The sequence below is a fragment of the Streptomyces sp. NPDC102437 genome, from assembly GCF_044765565.1.
Taxonomy (GTDB): domain Bacteria; phylum Actinomycetota; class Actinomycetes; order Streptomycetales; family Streptomycetaceae; genus Streptomyces.
In genome coordinates, this window is the sequence record NZ_JBIWKI010000018.1 from 76073 (window position 1) to 93214 (window position 17142).

16 protein-coding genes are annotated in these 17142 nt (G+C 70.4%); 4 read left to right on the plus strand and 12 right to left on the minus strand.

The features are described from left to right. Nucleotides 1-80: 80 nt before the first annotated feature. The gene (gene ftsY / locus ACIRJP_RS23255) at nt 81-1292 is read right to left on the minus strand and encodes a signal recognition particle-docking protein FtsY (RefSeq protein WP_404177265.1); all 1212 of its coding nucleotides are present in this window, start codon (nt 1290-1292) and stop codon (nt 81-83) included. Between the two features lie 109 nt (nt 1293-1401). On the opposite strand from ftsY, the gene ACIRJP_RS23260 reads away from it, so the two are divergent. After that, nucleotides 1402-2817, plus strand: a complete 1416-nt coding sequence (locus ACIRJP_RS23260) for a purine-cytosine permease family protein (RefSeq protein WP_404177268.1) — start codon at nt 1402-1404, stop codon at nt 2815-2817. Nucleotides 2818-2875: 58 nt separating this feature from the next. Next, nucleotides 2876-3856 carry an LLM class flavin-dependent oxidoreductase gene (locus ACIRJP_RS23265; RefSeq protein ID WP_404177271.1) on the plus strand — a complete coding sequence of 327 codons (981 nt, stop codon included), beginning with the start codon at nt 2876-2878 and terminating at the stop codon, nt 3854-3856. 20 nt (nt 3857-3876) lie between these two features. Here the strand turns inward: ACIRJP_RS23265 and ACIRJP_RS23270 are convergent, their stop codons facing one another. From ACIRJP_RS23270 to ACIRJP_RS23285, 4 genes are all read right to left on the minus strand, one after another. Next, entirely contained in the window at nt 3877-5295 is a 1419-nt protein-coding gene (locus ACIRJP_RS23270; protein ID WP_404177274.1) for a sugar porter family MFS transporter, read from the minus strand. Between the two features lie 122 nt (nt 5296-5417). Continuing rightward, the gene (gene smc, locus ACIRJP_RS23275) at nt 5418-9002 is read right to left on the minus strand and encodes a chromosome segregation protein SMC (protein ID WP_404177277.1); all 3585 of its coding nucleotides are present in this window, start codon (nt 9000-9002) and stop codon (nt 5418-5420) included. 336 nt (nt 9003-9338) lie between these two features. Then, a complete protein-coding gene (locus ACIRJP_RS23280; protein ID WP_018551753.1) occupies nt 9339-9551 on the minus strand; it encodes a hypothetical protein in 213 nt (70 codons plus the stop codon). Between the two features lie 439 nt (nt 9552-9990). Continuing rightward, nucleotides 9991-10272 (minus strand): acylphosphatase, encoded by a 282-nt coding sequence (locus tag ACIRJP_RS23285; RefSeq protein ID WP_030928628.1) that lies wholly within the window; start codon nt 10270-10272, stop codon nt 9991-9993. A gap of 120 nt (nt 10273-10392) precedes the next feature. Between ACIRJP_RS23285 and ACIRJP_RS23290 the strand changes: the two genes are divergently transcribed. After that, the gene (locus tag ACIRJP_RS23290; protein WP_404177281.1) at nt 10393-11310 is read left to right on the plus strand and encodes a CAP domain-containing protein; all 918 of its coding nucleotides are present in this window, start codon (nt 10393-10395) and stop codon (nt 11308-11310) included. Between the two features lie 238 nt (nt 11311-11548). Continuing rightward, a complete protein-coding gene (locus tag ACIRJP_RS23295; RefSeq protein WP_404177479.1) occupies nt 11549-11953 on the plus strand; it encodes a winged helix-turn-helix transcriptional regulator in 405 nt (134 codons plus the stop codon). Here ACIRJP_RS23295 and mutM read toward each other — a convergent pair. The 7 genes from mutM to rsmD all read right to left on the minus strand — a co-directional run bounded on the left by mutM (nt 11926) and on the right by rsmD (nt 17048). Further along, the gene (mutM, locus tag ACIRJP_RS23300) at nt 11926-12786 is read right to left on the minus strand and encodes a bifunctional DNA-formamidopyrimidine glycosylase/DNA-(apurinic or apyrimidinic site) lyase (protein WP_404177284.1); all 861 of its coding nucleotides are present in this window, start codon (nt 12784-12786) and stop codon (nt 11926-11928) included. The two genes, ACIRJP_RS23295 and mutM, sit on opposite strands and share 28 nt — an antisense overlap. A gap of 124 nt (nt 12787-12910) precedes the next feature. Continuing rightward, the gene (rnc, locus tag ACIRJP_RS23305; RefSeq protein WP_404177287.1) at nt 12911-13735 is read right to left on the minus strand and encodes a ribonuclease III; all 825 of its coding nucleotides are present in this window, start codon (nt 13733-13735) and stop codon (nt 12911-12913) included. Between the two features lie 19 nt (nt 13736-13754). After that, nucleotides 13755-13928, minus strand: coding sequence for a 50S ribosomal protein L32 (gene rpmF / locus ACIRJP_RS23310; protein WP_003965982.1), 174 nt, complete (start codon nt 13926-13928; stop codon nt 13755-13757). 2 nt (nt 13929-13930) lie between these two features. After that, nucleotides 13931-14548, minus strand: coding sequence for a YceD family protein (locus ACIRJP_RS23315; protein ID WP_404177290.1), 618 nt, complete (start codon nt 14546-14548; stop codon nt 13931-13933). A 231-nt stretch (nt 14549-14779) separates the two neighbouring features. Further along, complete coding sequence (locus tag ACIRJP_RS23320; protein ID WP_404177293.1) at nt 14780-15859, minus strand: cell division initiation protein; 1080 nt, start codon at nt 15857-15859, stop codon at nt 14780-14782. 98 nt (nt 15860-15957) lie between these two features. Continuing rightward, nucleotides 15958-16437 (minus strand): pantetheine-phosphate adenylyltransferase, encoded by a 480-nt coding sequence (coaD, locus tag ACIRJP_RS23325; RefSeq protein WP_404177482.1) that lies wholly within the window; start codon nt 16435-16437, stop codon nt 15958-15960. A 26-nt stretch (nt 16438-16463) separates the two neighbouring features. Then, nucleotides 16464-17048, minus strand: coding sequence for a 16S rRNA (guanine(966)-N(2))-methyltransferase RsmD (gene rsmD / locus ACIRJP_RS23330; protein ID WP_404177296.1), 585 nt, complete (start codon nt 17046-17048; stop codon nt 16464-16466). Between the last annotated feature and the right edge of the window lie 94 nt (nt 17049-17142).

Sequence of the window (17142 nt, forward strand, 5' to 3'; positions counted from 1 at the left end):
CCGGGGGCGTCCCCGTGACAGCGAAGAGCCCGGCCGCTGCTTGCGCCATGCGGTCGGGCTCTTCGGGTGCGGTACGGGTCTCAGTCGCCGATGAGGGCGTCGACGAACGCCTCCGGTTCGAACGGGGCCAGGTCGTCCGGTCCCTCGCCGAGACCGATGAGCTTCACCGGTACGCCCAGTTCGCGCTGGACGGCGATGACGATGCCGCCCTTGGCGGTGCCGTCCAGCTTGGTGAGCACGATGCCGGTGATGTCCACGACCTCGGCGAACACGCGGGCCTGCACCAGGCCGTTCTGCCCGGTCGTGGCGTCGAGGACGAGCAGGACCTCGTCGAGCGGCCCGTGCTTCTCGACGACGCGCTTGACCTTGCCGAGCTCGTCCATCAGCCCGGTCTTCGTGTGCAGCCGTCCGGCGGTGTCGATGAGGACCACATCGGCGCCCTCGGCGATACCTTCCTTCACTGCGTCGAAGGCGATCGACGCGGGGTCGCCGCCCTCGGGGCCGCGCACGGTGCGGGCGCCGACGCGCTCGCCCCAGGTCTGGAGCTGGTCGGCGGCGGCGGCCCGGAAGGTGTCGGCCGCGCCGAGCACGACGCTGCGGCCGTCGGCGACGAGCACCCGGGCCAGCTTGCCGGTGGTGGTGGTCTTGCCGGTTCCGTTGACGCCGACGACCATCACGACGCCGGGGGTGTCGAGGCCGCTCTCCGTCTTGACCGCGCGGTCGAAGTCGGTGCCGAGCAGGTTGAGGAGCTCCTCGCGCAGCAGCGCGCGCAGCCCCTCGGGGGTACGGGTGCCGAGCACGCGGACGCGCTCGCGGAGCCGCTCCACCAGTTCCTGCGTGGGCGCGACGCCGACGTCGGCGGTGAGGAGGGTGTCCTCGATCTCCTCCCAGGTGTCCTCGTCGAGGTTGTCGCGGGACAGGAGCGTGAGCAGCCCCTTGCCGAGGGAGTTCTGCGAGCGGGCGAGCCGGGCGCGCAGCCGTACCAGACGGCCGGCGGTGGGCTCGGGCACCTCGATGGCGGGGGCGGCGGGCGCCTCCGGCTCGACGGCCTCGGGGGCCTCCTCGGCGGGAGCCTCGGCCTCGGGCGGGCCGACCTCCTCGATGGTGCGGCGCGGTTCCTCGCGCGGCGTCTCGGCTTCCTCGCCGACATGGGGCTCGGCGGGAGGAGTGATGGTCGGCGTGCTCGACGGTGCCGGGGGCAGCTGCTTCTTCTTGCGGCTGCTGACCACGAGCCCGCTGATCACGCCGACCGCGACCAGGGCGATGACTACAGCAAGGATGACGAATTCCATAACCCACCCAGTATCAGTCACGTCCGCCCGCGGGGGCCGCCCCGAAGGATCGCCCGAACACCCCATCGGCAGTTATGCACCTTTTGGCGGTAAAGGTACGATCTTGCCCGTGGAGACCCGGGGCCTGGAGCCCGTCCCCGACAACGAACGCACCGGCCGGGTCCGGACCCTCTTCCCCACCTGGGCCGGCGCGAACCTGACCGTGCTGCTGCTCACCGTCGGCGCCGGGCTCGTCGTCTTCAACGGGCTGAATCTCTGGCAGGTGCTCACGGTCGCCCTCACGGCCTCGGCCATCGGCTTCGGGCTGGTCGGCCTGGTCTCGATCGCGGGCAGACGGGGCGGGGCCCCCGGCATGGCGCTCTCCCGGGCCGTCTTCGGGCAGCGCGGCAATCTGCTGCCCGGAGCGCTGACCTGGGTCGCCCGCTGGGGCTGGGAGACGGTCAACGCGCTCACCGGCACCTACGCGGTGCTCGCCGTACTGGAACTGCTCTTCGGTGTCACGAGCAGCCACCGGCTGACCCTGGTGACGCTGGTCGCCTTCGTGGGGTGCAGCTGCCTGGTGTCGGGGCTGGGCCTGGGAGCGCTGCGGGTGTGCTGCACCTGGTCGACCTACCTCTTCGGCGGCGTCAGCGTGCTCGTGCTGATTCACCTGGTCGGCTCGACGGACTGGCGGGACGCGCTGGGCAGGCCCGCCGGACCGGTGACGATGATGGCCGCCGGGGTCGGCACACTGGTGGCCGGCGGACTCAGCTGGGCCCCGTCGGGCCCGGACTTCGCCCGCTATCTGCCGCACTCGGCGTCGGGCCGGGCGATGATCGGGGCGACCGTGGGCGGCGCCGGGATCGTGTACGTACCGATGGTGCTGATGGGTGCCGTGATGGGGGTCGCCGAACCGGGGCTGGCCGTCACGCGCGATCCGGTCGCGTTCATCGGCCCGCTGCTGCCCGGCTGGCTCGCGGTGCCGTATCTGCTGTTCGCCGTGGTCGGCATGGTGCTGATCAACGCGATGTCGCTCTACTCGGCCGGATTCACCGCGCAGACCCTGGGATTCGTGATCCCCCGCACCTGGGCGGTCGGCATGAACGCGGCCATCAGCCTGCTCCTGGGCGCGACGCTGATGGTCACGGCCGCCGGTTTCCTGGATTCCTTCATCTCCTTCCTGACGCTGCTCGCCGTGACGTTCTCCGCGTGGACCGGGGTCTTCGCCGTGGATGTGCTGCGGGGCCGTACCTACGACCCGGCGGCTCTCCTGGACACCACCCCGGCCAGCGCCTACTGGTACACCGGAGGCTTCGCCGTACCGGCCGTGGCCGCGTGGGCCGCGGGACTGGTTGCGGGGCTGCTCTTCACCGGCGTGCGGTGGTTCACCGGGCCGCTCGCCACCACCTGGATCGGGCGCCAGGGGCTGGGCTGGGCCGCCACGATCACCGTCTCCGCCGGCCTGTACGCGCTCCTGCCGCGTTCCGCCGGACGGGCCCGGGGCGACGACGCCGGACCCGTCGGCAACACACCCCTACACTTCTGACGCTACGTCAGCTACTGTCCCGCCTCGCCGAGCCCGCCCGACGATGGGGACAAGTCTCATGGCCTTCACAGTGGTCCGGTTCAATCTCGTCGATCCCGATGCCACCCCCGAGTCGCTCTCGGCCCGATACCGCGCCGCGCTGGAGATGGCCGCGTACGCCGACGAGCACGCCGTCGACACCGTGCAGACCGAGGAGCACCACGGCGTCGCCAACTCCTGGCTGCCCTCCCCCTTCGTCTTCGCGGGATCGGTCTTCGGCGCCACCCGCCGGATCGCGGTCACCGTCTCGGCGATCATCGGCCCGCTGCACGACCCGCTGCGGCTGGCCGAGGACATCGCGGTCCTGGACCTGCTGAGCGCCGGCCGGCTGGTCACCGTGGCGGGGATCGGCTACCGGCCCGAGGAATACGAACAGGCGGGAGTCGAATGGGGCAGGCGCGGCAGGCTCCAGGACGAACTGCTGGAGACGCTGCTCCAGGCGTGGACCGGTGAGCCGTTCCCTTACCGGGGACGGACGGTCAGGGTCACGCCGCGCCCGTACACCCGGCCGCACCCGCTGCTGCTGGTGGGCGGCAGTTCGCGGGCGGCGGCGCGACGGGCGGCCCAGCTCGGGCTGCCGTTCTTCCCGAGCGCGCATCTGCCGGAGCTGGAGGCGTATTACCAGGAACGGCGGGCCGAGTTCGGGACGGACGGCTTCTGCATGATGCCCGCCGCCGAGACACCGCTGCTGCACGTGTCCGAGGACCCGGACCGGACCTGGGCCGAGTACGGCAAGTATTTCCTGCACGAGGCACGCACGTACGCCTCCTGGCAGTCCAAGGACATCCGCTCCGCCGTGCGTTCGGCGGCGACGTCGGTGCCGGAGCTGCGTGCCGAGGGGGTCTACCGGGTCCTCACGCCCGATGAGTGCGCCGCGGCGGCCACGGAGCTGGACAGTCTGGTGCTGCATCCGCTGTGCGGCGGGATGCCGGTCGAGGAGGGGTGGCGCAGCCTGCGGCTGTTCTGCGAGGCGATCGCGCCGGAGAGTCAGAGCTCCTGACCGGCTCCTGGCCGGCGGGGTCAGCCCATCTCCTCCAGCGCCTTGCCCTTGGTCTCCTTCACGAACTTGAGCACGAAGGGGATCGAGAGCGTGGCGAAGCAGGCGTAGATGATGTACGTGCCCGAAAGGTTCCAGTCGGACAGGCTCGGGAAGCTTGCGGTGATCACCCAGTTGGCGATCCACTGCGCGGACGCGGCGACGCCGAGCGCGGCGGCGCGGATCCTGTTGGGGAACATCTCGCCGAGGAAGACCCAGACGACGACACCCCACGACAGGGCGAAGAAGAGCACGAACACATGGGCCGCGACGAGCGCCACGACGCCCTGGGTGGTGGGCAGTTTGCCGTCGACCAGGTTGGCGGAGAAGGCCCAGGCCTCGAAGGCGAGAGCGATGGCCATCCCGGTGGAGCCCGCCAGCGCGAGCGGTTTGCGGCCCACTCGGTCCACCAGGACCATCGCGATGACGGTACCGATGATGTTGATGATGGAGGTGGTGAAGGACCAGAAGAACGAGGCGGTCGGGTCGATGCCGACGGACTGCCAGAGCGTCGCCGAGTAGTAGAACGCCACGTTGATGCCGACGAGTTGCTGGAAGACCGACAGCCCGATGCCGACCCAGACGATCGGCAGGAAGCCGAAGCGGCTGCCCAGCAGGTCCGTGAACCTGGACTTGTGCTCGCGGTGCATCGCGGTCTCGATCTCGGTCACCCGGGCGTCCAGGTCGACGTTCTTCCCTTCGACCTCCTCCAGGATCTTCCGGGCCCGGTCTCTCTTGCCGACCGAAATCAGGAACCGCGGAGACTCGGGGATCGCGAAGGACAGCAGCCCGTACAGGAGCGCCGGGACGACCATCACGCCGAGCATCCACTGCCAGGCTTCGAGGCCGCCGATCTTTCCGCGCTGGTCACCGTCGGCCAGCTGCAGGATGCCGTAGTTGACCAGCTGGGAGATGGCGATGCCGACGACGATCGCCGCCTGCTGGAAGGAGCCGAGCCGGCCCCGGTAGGCGGGCGGCGAGACCTCCGCGATGTACGCCGGGCCGATCACCGAGGCCATACCGATGGCGAAGCCGCCGATGATCCGCCACATCGCCAGGTCCCAGAGGGCGAAAGGGAGCGCGGAGCCGACGGCGCTGATGGTGAAGAGCACGGAGGCGATCTGCATGCAGCGGATGCGGCCGATGCGGTCGGCGATGCGCCCCGCGGTGGCCGCGCCGATCGCGCAGCCGATCAGGGCGATGGCGATGACCTGGGCGAGCGTTCCCGAGCCGATGTCGTAGCGGCTGCGGATCGCCTCGACGGCGCCATTGATGACGGAGCTGTCGTAGCCGAACAGGAAGCCGCCCATCGCGGCGGCCGCGGTGATGAAGATGACATGGCCGAGGTGGTCCGGGTGGGCCGCTCGGGCTCCGGACGCCGGTCCCTGCGCAGTGCTGGTCACATGAGCTCCTGATGCCTGGCCACGTCGTCAGGTGTGGGGGTGAACCCTTCCAAGTGGCACACAACTTCCCGGCCGCCACCACTTGAGTGGACCCGGCCCGGGGTGCACTCGGTGAGCAGGGCTCAGCGCAGCCGCTGGCTGATGACCTTCGAGACCCCGTCGCCCTGCATCGAGACGCCGTACAGCGCGTCGGCGACCTCCATCGTCCGCTTCTGGTGCGTGATCACGATGAGCTGCGAGCTCTCCTGGAGCTCCTCCATGATCCGGATCAGCCGCTGGAGATTGGTGTCGTCGAGCGCCGCCTCGACCTCGTCCATCACATAGAACGGGCTCGGCCGTGCCTTGAAGATGGAGACCAGCAACGCCACCGCCGTGAGCGAGCGTTCGCCGCCGGACAGCAGCGAGAGCCGCTTGACCTTCTTGCCGGGCGGCCGCGCCTCGACATCGACACCGGTCGCGAGCATGTTGTCCGGGTCGGTCAGGATCAGCCGGCCCTCGCCGCCCGGGAAGAGCCGCGAGAAGACGCCCTCGAACTCGCGGGCCGTGTCCCGGTACGCCTCCGTGAACACCTGCTCGACCCGTTCGTCGACCTCCTTGATGACCTGTATCAGGTCGGCCCGGGTCTTCTTCAGGTCCTCGAGCTGCTCGGAGAGGAACTTGTGCCGGTCCTCCAGCGCCGAGAACTCCTCCAGGGCGAGCGGATTCACCTTCCCGAGTTGCTGGTACGCCCGTTCGGCCGACTTCAGCCGCTTCTCCTGCTCAGCCCTCACGAACGGCTTCGGCCGGTTGCGCGGATGGTCCGGGTCCTGCGGCAGCTCCTCGCCCTCCGCGGCTGGTGACGGCGGTACGAGCTGGTCGGGGCCGTACTCCGCGGCCAGCCCGGCCGGCTCGACGCCCAGCTCCTCCAGCGCCTTCGCCTCCAGCTGCTCTATCCGCAGCCGCTTCTCGGCGCCGAGCACCTCGCCGCGGTGGACGGAGTCGGTGAGCTTGTCCAGCTCGCCCTTGAGCTCGCGGCCCCGGCCGCGCTCGGCCGCCAGATCCCTCTCACGCTCCGCCTTGGCGGCCTCGGCCACCGCCCGCTCCCGTTCGGCCCGTACGACGGACACCTCGACGTGCCCGAGCAGCTGACGGGCACCGGACGCGACGGCGGAGGCCACCTCCGCCTCGTGCCGCAGCCGGGCCCGGCGCCGCTCCGCGCGGGCGCGGGCCTCCCGTTCGGCGCGGGCACCCCGGTCGAGGGAGTCGGCGCGGCCGGCCAGCGCCTTGACCCGCTCCTCATGGGTGCGTGCCTGGAGCCGGGCCTCCATCTCGGTCTGGCGGGCGTTGGCACCGTCGGCGGCGAGCCGGTCCCGTACGGAGGTGTCCGGCTCGTCCGCGACCGGCGTCTCCTCGGCGACGAGCAGCCGCTCGGCCAGCTCCTCGGCCTCCTCGGTCGCCCGCTCCAGGGCCTCCTGGGCGCGGGTCGCCGACGCGGTCATCCGCTCGGCCTCGCCCGCCGCGCCACGGGCCTGCCCGGCCAGCCGTCCCAGCTGCTGGGACACCCCGGACTTCTCCCGCTCGGCGGCCCTGCGCCGCTCCCCGAGCTCCTCGACCAGCGCGGCACCGGCCCGGCGTCGCTCCCCCGCGACCCGCTGCTCCTCGGTCAACCCGGCGCAATTCACGGCCAGTTCCTCCAGCTGGGCCGCGGCCTCGTCGACCGATGCCTGCACTTCGAGGAGGCTCGGCGCCCCGGCGGAACCGCCGTGCGCGAAGTGCGCCGAGAGGATGTCCCCCTCGGCCGTCACGGCCGTGAGCTCCGGGTGTACGGCGACGAGGTCCTCGGCGTCCTCCAGGGTGCCGACCACCACCATGTCCCGCACCAGCCTGCGTACGGCGTCCATCAGTTCGACGGGCCCGCGGACGAGCTCGGCCACGGCAGGCGGCCGTCCGCCACCGGCGCCACCACCGGCATCATCGGCACCCCCCTCACCAGGGACCTCGGCGCGCCGCACCGCGCCCAGCAGCAGCGCGGCCCGCCCCGCGTCCTGCTTGCGCAGCAGCCGGATCGCCTCCGCCGCCGTGGCCGGGTCCGTCACCGCGACCGCGTCCGCCGCCGCGCCCAGTGCCGCCGCCACCGCCACCTCGTGCCCCGGCGCCACCGTCAGGAGTTCCGCGGCCGGACCGACCAGGCCCGACAGCCGGTCCCGCGCGCCCAGCAGCGCGCCCGTGCCGTCCTTGCGGCGCAGACCGAGGGCCAGCGCCTCGTGGCGGGCCGCCACCGCCGCCCGCTTCCGTTCCGCGGCGGTGGCCGCCTCCCGGGCCGCGGAGTGCGCCGCCTCCGCCTCGGCGAGCTCCCGCTTGGCGGCGTCGTGCTGCTCGCCGAGCTCCTGATCACCGGCGTCCAGGCCCTCGACCTCGGCCCGGAGCTGTTCGTACTCCTCCTGGGCGGCGACCGCCCGCTCCTGCGCCTCGTCCCGGGAGGCGGCCAGCCGGTCGATCTCGGCCTGGGCCGAAGCGGCACGGCTTCGGGCGGCGTTGACCTGACCGTTCAGCCGGGCGAGTCCCTCGCGGCGGTCCGCGATGGCGCGGGCGGCGTCCTTGAGCCTGCGCTCCTCGGCCACCAACTCCCGTTCCAGCTCGGCACGGTGGGCCGAGGTGTCCTCCAGCGCGTGTTCCGCGGCCTCCAGCGCGGCCGCCAGCTCCGCCTCCTGTTCGCGGATCCGGGCCGCCTCCCGCTCCATCTCCTCAGGATCGCGGCCGCGCCGCTCCTCCTCCGGAGCGGCCGAGGCGCTCTTCACCCGGGCATCGGCCAGCGAGATCGTGCCGCGCACCCGCTCGGCCAGCTGGGACAGCTCGTACCAGGTCTGCTGGGCGCGCTGGAGCCGCGGCGCCAGCCGCCGTACCTCGTCCTCCAGCTCCGCCTCGCGCGCCAGGGCCGCCTTGAGTTCCGCCTCCGCGGCCTCCCGGCGCTGCTTGAGCGCCGCCTCGTCGGCGATCTCGCTGCTCAGCGCCGTGCGCAGCCGCACCAGATCGTCGGCGAGCAGCCGCAGCTTGGCGTCGCGCAGATCGGCCTGGATCACAGCGGCCCGGCGCGCCACGGCGGCCTGCCGGCCGAGCGGTTTCAGCTGCCGCCGCAGTTCGTCGGTGAGGTCCTGGACGCGGGCGAGATTGGCCCCCATCGCGTCCAGTTTCCGCAGCGCCTTCTCCTTCCGCTTGCGGTGCTTGAGCACGCCGGCGGCTTCCTCGATGAACGCGCGACGGCCCATCGGATCGGCGTGGAGCACGGAGTCCAGCTGGCCCTGACCGACGATGACATGCATCTCCCGGCCGATGCCGGAGTCCGAGAGGAGTTCCTGGAGGTCCAGCAGCCGGCAGGTGTCGCCATTGATCTGGTACTCGCTGCCGCCATTGCGGAACATGATCCGAGTGATCGTCACTTCGGCGTACTCGATGGGCAGCGCACCATCGGAATTGTCGATGGTCAGCGACACTTCGGCCCTGCCGAGCGGCGGCCGCCCGGTGGTGCCGGCGAAGATCACGTCTTCCATCTTGCCGCCGCGCAGGGATTTGGCGCCCTGTTCCCCCATGACCCAGGAGAGCGCGTCCACCACATTGGACTTGCCGGACCCATTGGGGCCGACGACGCATGTGATGCCGGGTTCGAACCGCAGCGTCGTGGCGGAGGCGAACGATTTGAAACCACGCAGGGTCAGGGCCTTGAGGTGCACGCCGCCGGACTCTACCTTTCGCTCTCGGTTTCGCTGATGAAGGTGCAGGGCACATCAGACGGTAAGGGAAGGGGTGTATCGGGGGCGGGTACCGCGCAGTTTCCGAGCGGAAAAGGATCCGAGCGGAAAAAGAAAGAAGGGACGCCTGGGCGTCCCTTGTAAAACTTGTGCGGTGTTACGTGCGGTGTTGATGGTGCAGCTGCGCATGACGGATCAAGGACATGTCACAACGGTGACAGATCAAGAGCAGTGATCTTCAATGATCCGGCGGCAATCCGGGTGATGATCTCAAACGGCTGACGCGCACGCGGCCCGACCGGCCCCTGGGGCCATCGGTCAGGTCAGCGCCGGCTCCGCCTGAGGTACGTCGATGTCGATGCTGTCGAGCAGCGACTCTTGGTGCTGGGCGGCGGCGTTCAGCGCGTCGTTCTCGTCCTGAATCCGTACGAGCTCGGATTCGAGGTCCTGGACACGCTGCTGGAGCCGTCGCATCTCGGCGAGGAGTCGCGGGTCGGAACCGCCGACGTAACCGAGAAGCGCCTTTGCCATGATGGATGGTCCTCCACACTGAGTGACCGACCGATGCGGTGTGGGTCGTGAGGGAATCGCACCCGCGGTGCTCGGCAGTGCTCTGTAGTCACTGCTGTTCTGCTGCCAAACAGCTCTGCCAAACAGCTAAGGTGCGCGGGGATTTCAGCGTCTCACCAAAAAGTTTGACGGTCAACACGATCACACCCTGCAGAGGCGGGCAGCCCGGGGGCGCGCGGCTGGGCGATCATGCGGCGCGACTCTCCTGCGGGTCCCTGCGGGGCGTGGAGATCATCCCTACTGCCGCAGCCTGGCACGCCAACCGAATCTTGGCAACCACCCGGACATTCCGCAGGTCATTTCATGTGTACGCAGATGAGCACCCCGTCCGGTAACCCCTCGCCGCGTTTCGAACACGGTCCGAACATTGCCTGTTCCGCACCCCCGGGCCGGACCCGGATCAGCGGATCGCGAAGCCCTCGTAACCGCCGCGCGGGGTGTCCCATATCTCAGTGACTCCGTCGACGCGTCCGGGTGTGTCGTCCGAGCGCAGCCACTCCAGCAGACGGTGGCAATTCTCACGCCGCCCCTCGGCGACGACCTGCACCCTGCCGTCGTCAAGATTGAGGGCGAAGCCGGTGAGGCCACCGATCTCAAGCGCGTTCGCCCTGGTGAACCAGCGGAATCCCACCTGCTGCACTCGGCCGCGTACCCATGCGGTGAGTCGTACATCTTCGTTCATGCCCGAACGCTAACCGGCCGATTGCTCGCGGAGCACTTTCTGCCGTCGGGCCATGGCGTACAGTCCCGACGCAATGACCTCACTCGAACGGGTGAGTCATATTGACGAAGGGCTCAGCAGATGGGACGCCATCGACGCTCCGCGACAGCCGCCACCGCCGAGGACCACGCGGCGGAAAGCGCGGGAGGAGGCCGGGGCGGGCACGGCAGGAAGCGGTCCGCGGCCCCGGTCCGGACCGGACTGGTCGGCGTCTCCGCGGCCCTCGCCGTGGGAGCCGTGGCGGTGGCCTCCGGCCTGGTACCCGGCGGCGACACCTACTCGCTGGGCGGCGGCTCCGACCGGGTACGCACCGAGGGCTCCCCGGATCCGCTGACCCGGGGCGGCTCCTCCACCGCACCAGCCGACCGGTCCACCGCGTCCGGACCGGCCAGCCGCGGCACCGGGCGGGCCGAGGGCCCGACCAGCGCTCAGTCCCCCACCGGATCCCCGTCATCCGCCTCGAAGACCTCCGGGCCGGCCGAGCGGACGGAGCCCTCCCGGCCCGCCCCGTCGAAGACCCCTTCGGCCGGGACCGGGAGGAGCACCGCTCCCGCCGCCGTGAAGTCGTCTGCCGCGCCGAAGACCTCCGCCCCCACGACCCGCAGCGCCTCGGCCCCGGCCGGCTCCTCGGTCCCGTCCGCCGTGCTCGCCCTGGTCAACCAGGAACGCGCGAAGGTCGGCTGCAGCCCGCTGACCGCCAGCTCCTCACTTGCCTCGCTCGCCCAGGACTTCAGCGAGGACATGGCCGCCCGCGGCTTCTTCGACCACACCGACCCGGACGGACGGACCCCGTGGGACCGCGCCTCGAAGGCCGGTGTGCAGGGCCTCGCGGCCGAGAACATAGCCCGGGGCCAGGCGACCGCGCAGGCCGTGATGGACTCCTGGATGAACAGCCCCGGCCACCGGGCGAACATTCTCAACTGCGACTACCGGACGCTCGGCGTCGGTGTGCACTACGGCTCCGGTGGCCCCTGGTGGACCCAGGACTTCGGCTTCTGAGATTTCCGCAGGTCAGCGACCTATGCCCCTTCTCGGGCCGTCTCCGAGCCGTCTTTGGTGGCCGGGGCGGCCCGGACGGCATCAACGGCGGCCCGCGTGCGGGTCCCGCTCGACGGCATCAGGTGCCCGAAGGCTCATGCTTCGCGTGCACGCCGGCCCCGCCCCGCGCTCACCCGCAGAGAGCGCACTCCGGTGGTGAGCGCTGTGCGCGCGTACGCTGCTCGGCATGGACGAGAGTATGGGCGACAGCAAGGACGAGAACATCCGTCCGGACGCGCTCGCCTTCGACGTGTTCTCCCGGCAGTGCCCCTCACGCTCCACTCTGGAGCATGTCACCGGGCGCTGGGGCAGCCTGACGCTGGGAGCGCTGTACGAAGGCGGCTTCCGCTTCAACGAACTCCGTCGCCGGGTCGACGGGGTCAGCGAGAAGATGCTGTCCCAGACCCTCCACGCCCTGGAGCGGGACGGCCTGGTCCACCGCGAGGCCCAACCGACCAATCCCCCGCGCGTCGACTACGAGCTGACGCCCCTGGGCCGGCAGGTGGCCGAACGGCTGCTCGCGCTGATCGAGCTCGTCGAGGGCCGGATGCCCGAGGTGCTCCGCGCCCGTGCCGGCTACGACGAGGCGCGCGGCGGGCGCTGACAGCGCGGGCAGAAGTAGCTGGAGCGGTTCATCCAGGGGCGGCGGCGCATTGGAGTGCCGCAGCGGTGGCACGGCTCGTCCTCGCGTCCGTAGGCGTCGAGCGAGCGGTCGAAGTAGCCGGATTCGCCGTTCACGTTGACGTAGAGGCTGTCGAAGCTGGTGCCGCCCTGGTCGAGCGCCGCGGTCATCACGTCGCGGACATGGCCAAGCAGTTCGGCGGCCTTGGGGCGGGTGAGGCTCGCGGTCGGCCGGTCGTAGTGCAGTCTGCTGCGCCAGAGCGCCTCGTCCGCGTAGATGTTGCCGACGCCGCTGATCAGCGACTGGTCGAGCAGGGCCCGCTTGACGGTCGTACGGCGCAGGCGCAGCGCCGCGTGGAAGGCGGCGTCGTCGAACGCCGGGTCCAGCGGGTCGCGGGCGATGTGCGCGATGGTGTCGGGCAGCCCTTCGGGCGTGTTCTCGTGGAGCGAGAGCCCGCCGAAGGTCCGCTGGTCGACGAAGCGGAGCTCGGTGCCGAGGGAGTCGTCGAAGCGGATCCGGATGCGCAGGTGCTTCTCGTCCGGGGCGTCCTGCGGCTGCACCAGCAGCTGGCCGCTCATCCCGAGGTGGCCCAGCAGCGAGCTGGCCGCGTCGTCCAGCGGCACCCAGAGGTACTTGCCGCGGCGCATCGCCCTTCCGAAGCGGGCGCCGCCCAGCCGGGCCGCGAAGTCCAAGCCACCGGCGAGATGGCGGCGGACCGCACGAGGATGCAGCACCTCGACGTCACCGACGGTGCGGCCGGCGACCCAGCGTTCGAGACCACGCCGTACGACTTCGACCTCGGGCAGCTCGGGCACGGTGTCGCTCCTGAAGAAATGCGGCATGCGGCATGCGGCATGCTCTGAATGGAACAGTATTGAACAATACGGTTCCGGGCAGGAAGAACCCCCCGGTGCACAGGGCACCGAGGGGTTCTCGGGGTCAGGCCGGAGCGGCGTCCGTGGACGGCGACGGGCAGGGCGGGGTGTCGGTGGCCCCTCCCTCGGCAGCGGCCTTCGCCGCAGCCGCCCGTTCCTCCGCGGCGGCGCTGATCTCGCGCCAGGCGGACTCCGCCGCCTGCTGCTCCGCTTCCTTCTTGCTACGGCCGGTGCCGGTGCCGTACGAGACACCACCGACGCGAGCAGCAGCAGTAAAGGTCTTCTCGTGGTCCGGGCCGGTCTCCGTGACGATGTACTCGGGGACTCCGAGGCTCTCGCCGGCGGTGAGTTCCTGGAGGCTGGTCTTCCAGTCCAGGCCGGCACCGAGGTTCGAGGACCTGTCGATCAGCGGGTCGAAGAGCCGGTGGACCAGCTCCGAGGCCGCGCTGAGGCCCTGGTCGAGATAGACCGCGCCGATCACCGCTTCAAGGGTGTCGGCGAGGATGGACGCCTTGTCCCTGCCACCCGTGCCCTCTTCACCGCGGCCGAGCCGGATGAAGGAGCCGAGTTCCAGGCCGCGTCCCACTTCCGCAAGCGCACGCGAGTTGACCACCGCGGCCCGCAACTTGGCCAGCTGGCCTTCGGGCAGGTCGGGGTGGGTTCGGTACAGCGTGTCCGTGACCACCAGGCCGAGCACCGAGTCCCCGAGGAATTCGAGCCGCTCATTGGTGGGCAGACCGCCGTTCTCGTACGCGTACGAACGGTGGGTCAGCGCACGCACCAGAAGGGCGGTCTCGAGTTGATACCCGAGCCGCCCTTCCAGAAGCGTGTGGGACGAGGCTGTGTTGACGTTGTCTGCCTTCTTCTTGGCATTGGACAACTCAGACATCGGGCCTCTCACCAGCCGCTCAGACCTCGAGGACCTGGCGCTTGTTGTACGTGCCGCAGCTGGGGCACGCGATGTGCTGCAGCTTCGGCTCCTGGCAACGCTCACACGAAACCAGGGTGGGGACCGCAGCCTTCCACTGCGACCGGCGGTGGCGCGTGTTGCTGCGCGACATCTTCCGCTTCGGAACAGCCACGGCTACTTCTCCTGCTTCTCGTCGACGCCCGCTTCGGCGCCGCCCATGTTGTCCTTCTCGCCGTCCTGAACGGTGTCGGCGAGTCCCTGCAATGCCGCCCAACGGATGTCGACGGCATCATGGTGGTGGTCGGGGTTCTCGTCCAGCCTGATTCCGCATTCGGAACACAGACCGGCACAGGACTCCCGGCACACCGGCTGCATCGGCAGTGCGAGCACCACCGCATCGCGCAGCACTGGTTCGAGGTCGAACAGGCCGTCCTCGATGAAGAGCCTGTCCTCGTCGTCCTCGGCGTCGTCGGCCGGCTCCGCCTTGCTGCTGCGGCCCCGGTCATCGGCGTCAGGGTACGAGAACATCTCCTGGAAGTCCGCAGCGACCTCTTGGCGCAGCGGCTCCAGACACCTTACGCACTCCCCCTCGGCCGACGCACGGGCGGTGCCTGTGACAAGCACCCCTTCCATGACCGACTCAAGGCGGAGGTCCAGCTCCACGGGTGCGCCTTCCGGCACACCGATGACCCCTTCGATGCCGAGGACAGCCGGCGGACCGGGTGCGTCCACGGTGCGGGAGAGCCGCTGGAGGGCACCGGGACGCCGACCCAGCTCGTGCGTATCGAACACGAGGGGGTTTCGGTGGTCGAGGTGGCCGTTCAGGGCTTTTCCTGCTTTCGAAATCTTGTGCAACGCACATCGCGGGGAGGGCCGACCGGATTCGGAGTCGAAACGGGCAGCCGGGATCGCGGACATACGCGCGACCGAACAGCCAGGATACTGGAAGCGCCGCCCAGCTCCCAATCCGGGCCGTCGGGACCGTCCGGGCCACGGGCTGCCGGGCCGGGCGGTCCCGTCCGGTCAGCGCTCCTGTTCGTACCGGCGGAGCTGGTCCAGGTCGATCATGCTGGTGTCGAACAGGCTGGTCTCGTCGAGGGCGCTCTCGCCCTGCTGCTGGGCCTGGGCGGGCTGCTGCTGCTGCCAGCCGTCGTATCCCTGGACGGGGACGTGGTGCTGCTGCTGGGTCTGGTCGTAGCCCTGCTGCTGATAGGCCGCGGCGTACGGATCCGGCTGCTGCTGGTACCCGTAGACGTCCTGCTGCGGCTGCCCCTGGTACGCGTAGGTCTCCGCGTAGCCCGAGCCCGGCTGGCCCTGGGCGGGGAAGTGTGGCTGGGCCTGCTGGTGGACCGGCTGGGGCTCCGGGGCGGCGAGCCCGGCGAGGCCGGCCCAGTGGTCCTCGTCACTCATGTGCGTCTGGTTGCCCGCCGCGTCCTGGGCGGCCACGTGCGCGCCGAGTTCGTCGGTGGCGACCCGGCCGTGCAGCTTCTGCCGGCCACGGCCGACCGCGTCCAGGGTCTTGGCGAGCACGGCCTCGAAGGCGCCCAGCTTGGTGTCCACGTACTCGTCCGCCCGGCGCTGGAGCGTGGCCGGGTCGGCGCTGCGCTCGGGTGCCTCGGCGAAGTCCGGGTCCTCGTAGCCCTGCTCGTCGAAGGGCTGGCCGCGGCCGAGGAGCTTCTCGCGGCCTCGGTCGACGGAGCCGATCGTCTTGGTGAGGACGACCTCGAAGTTGGCGAGCTTGCTGTCGACGTACTCGTCGGCCTCGGCGCGGACCTCGGCGGCCTCCCGGCGGGCCTCGTCGAGGATGCGGTCGGCCTCGCTGCGGGACTGTCTGGCGATCTCGGTGTCGGAGATCAGCGAGGTACGTTCGGCGCGGGCGGCGCCGATGATCCGCTCGGCCTCCTGGCGGGCCTGTTCGGCCAGCTGCTCCTGGCCGCCGATGAGCTCCTGGGCATGGGCGAGCGAACCGGGCAGGGCCTCGCGCACCTCTTCGAGCATCGCAAGCAGTTCGGCGCGGTTGACCACGCACGAAGCCGACATGGGCATCGACCGGGCGTTCCCGACCGCTTCGACGATCTCGTCGAGCTTCTTCTGCACGTCCACCGTGTGCTCGCCACTCTCTACAGCCGATTGGAGACGGACGGGACGACTGTAAGGCCAGTCGGCGCCCGTCCGACACCTGGTGACGGACCGTCAGCGGTTCACTGCTGAGCGAGACGTTCGGTGAGGGCCTCGTGGACCAGCGGGGGAAGCAGGTGGGAGACGTCACCACCCCAGGTCGCAACCTCCTTGACCAGGGAGGACGACAGGAAGCTGTAGGTGGGATTGGTCGGCACGAAGAGCGTCTCGACGCCGGAGAGGCCGTTGTTCATCTGGGCCATCTGGAGCTCGTAGTCGAAGTCGCTGACGGCCCGCAGGCCCTTCACGATCGCCGGGATGTCGCGCTGCTTGCAGAAGTCGACCAGGAGGCCGTGGAAGGACTCCACCCGGACGTTGCCGAACTCCGTGGTGACCTGACGGATCAGGTCGATCCGCTCGTCGACCGTGAACAGGCCCTTCTTGGACTGGTTGATCATCACCGCGACGTGTACGACGTCGTACAGCTTCGAGGCGCGGCCAATGATGTCGAGGTGTCCATTGGTGATGGGGTCGAATGACCCCGGACAGACGGCGCGGCGCAACTTGATTCCCTCGCTCTCCGGTCCGGTCATCGTGCGTCTTCGCACGTAGAGGCGGCGCGACCGTACCAAAGCGTTCCTTCGCCGTAGCGACGGGCCCGCAATGGTTCGAATCCCTTGGGCCAGCCGAATTCTCCGCCTCTGGTGCTGCGTTCCACGGTGACGAGGGCATCGGCCGTGAGCCACCCCTGAGCACGGAGTGTGAGCAGTATCTCGCCAAGATCGTCGTCGGTGACGGCGTACGGCGGGTCCAGGAACACCACGTCGTAGGGGTCCCCCGGAGCCGGTCCTGTCACGATCTGTTCGGCTTTGCCGGTGCGGACCTCGGCGCCGGGCAGGCCGAGGGTGCGGACGTTGTCCCGGACGGTGCGGACGGCCTTGGGGTCGGCCTCGACGAGCAGGGCGTGCACCGCGCCCCGGGAGAGCGCCTCCAGGCCGACGGCCCCTGACCCCGCGTACAGATCGGCGATGCGGATGCCCTCCAGGGTGCCGAGGAGCGCTTCCCAGGTGGAGAAGAGGCCCTCGCGCGCACGGTCGGAGGTGGGGCGGGTGCCGGTGCCGGGCGGAACGGCCAGGCGGCGTCCGCCGGCCGAGCCGGCGATCACGCGGGTCATGGGTGTCAGGTCCTCGGTTCGTGGGCGGCCCGCGGGGTGCCGCGGCGACGTGCCACCCACGATATGGCGTCGTCGCCGATCGAGCCCGCGCACC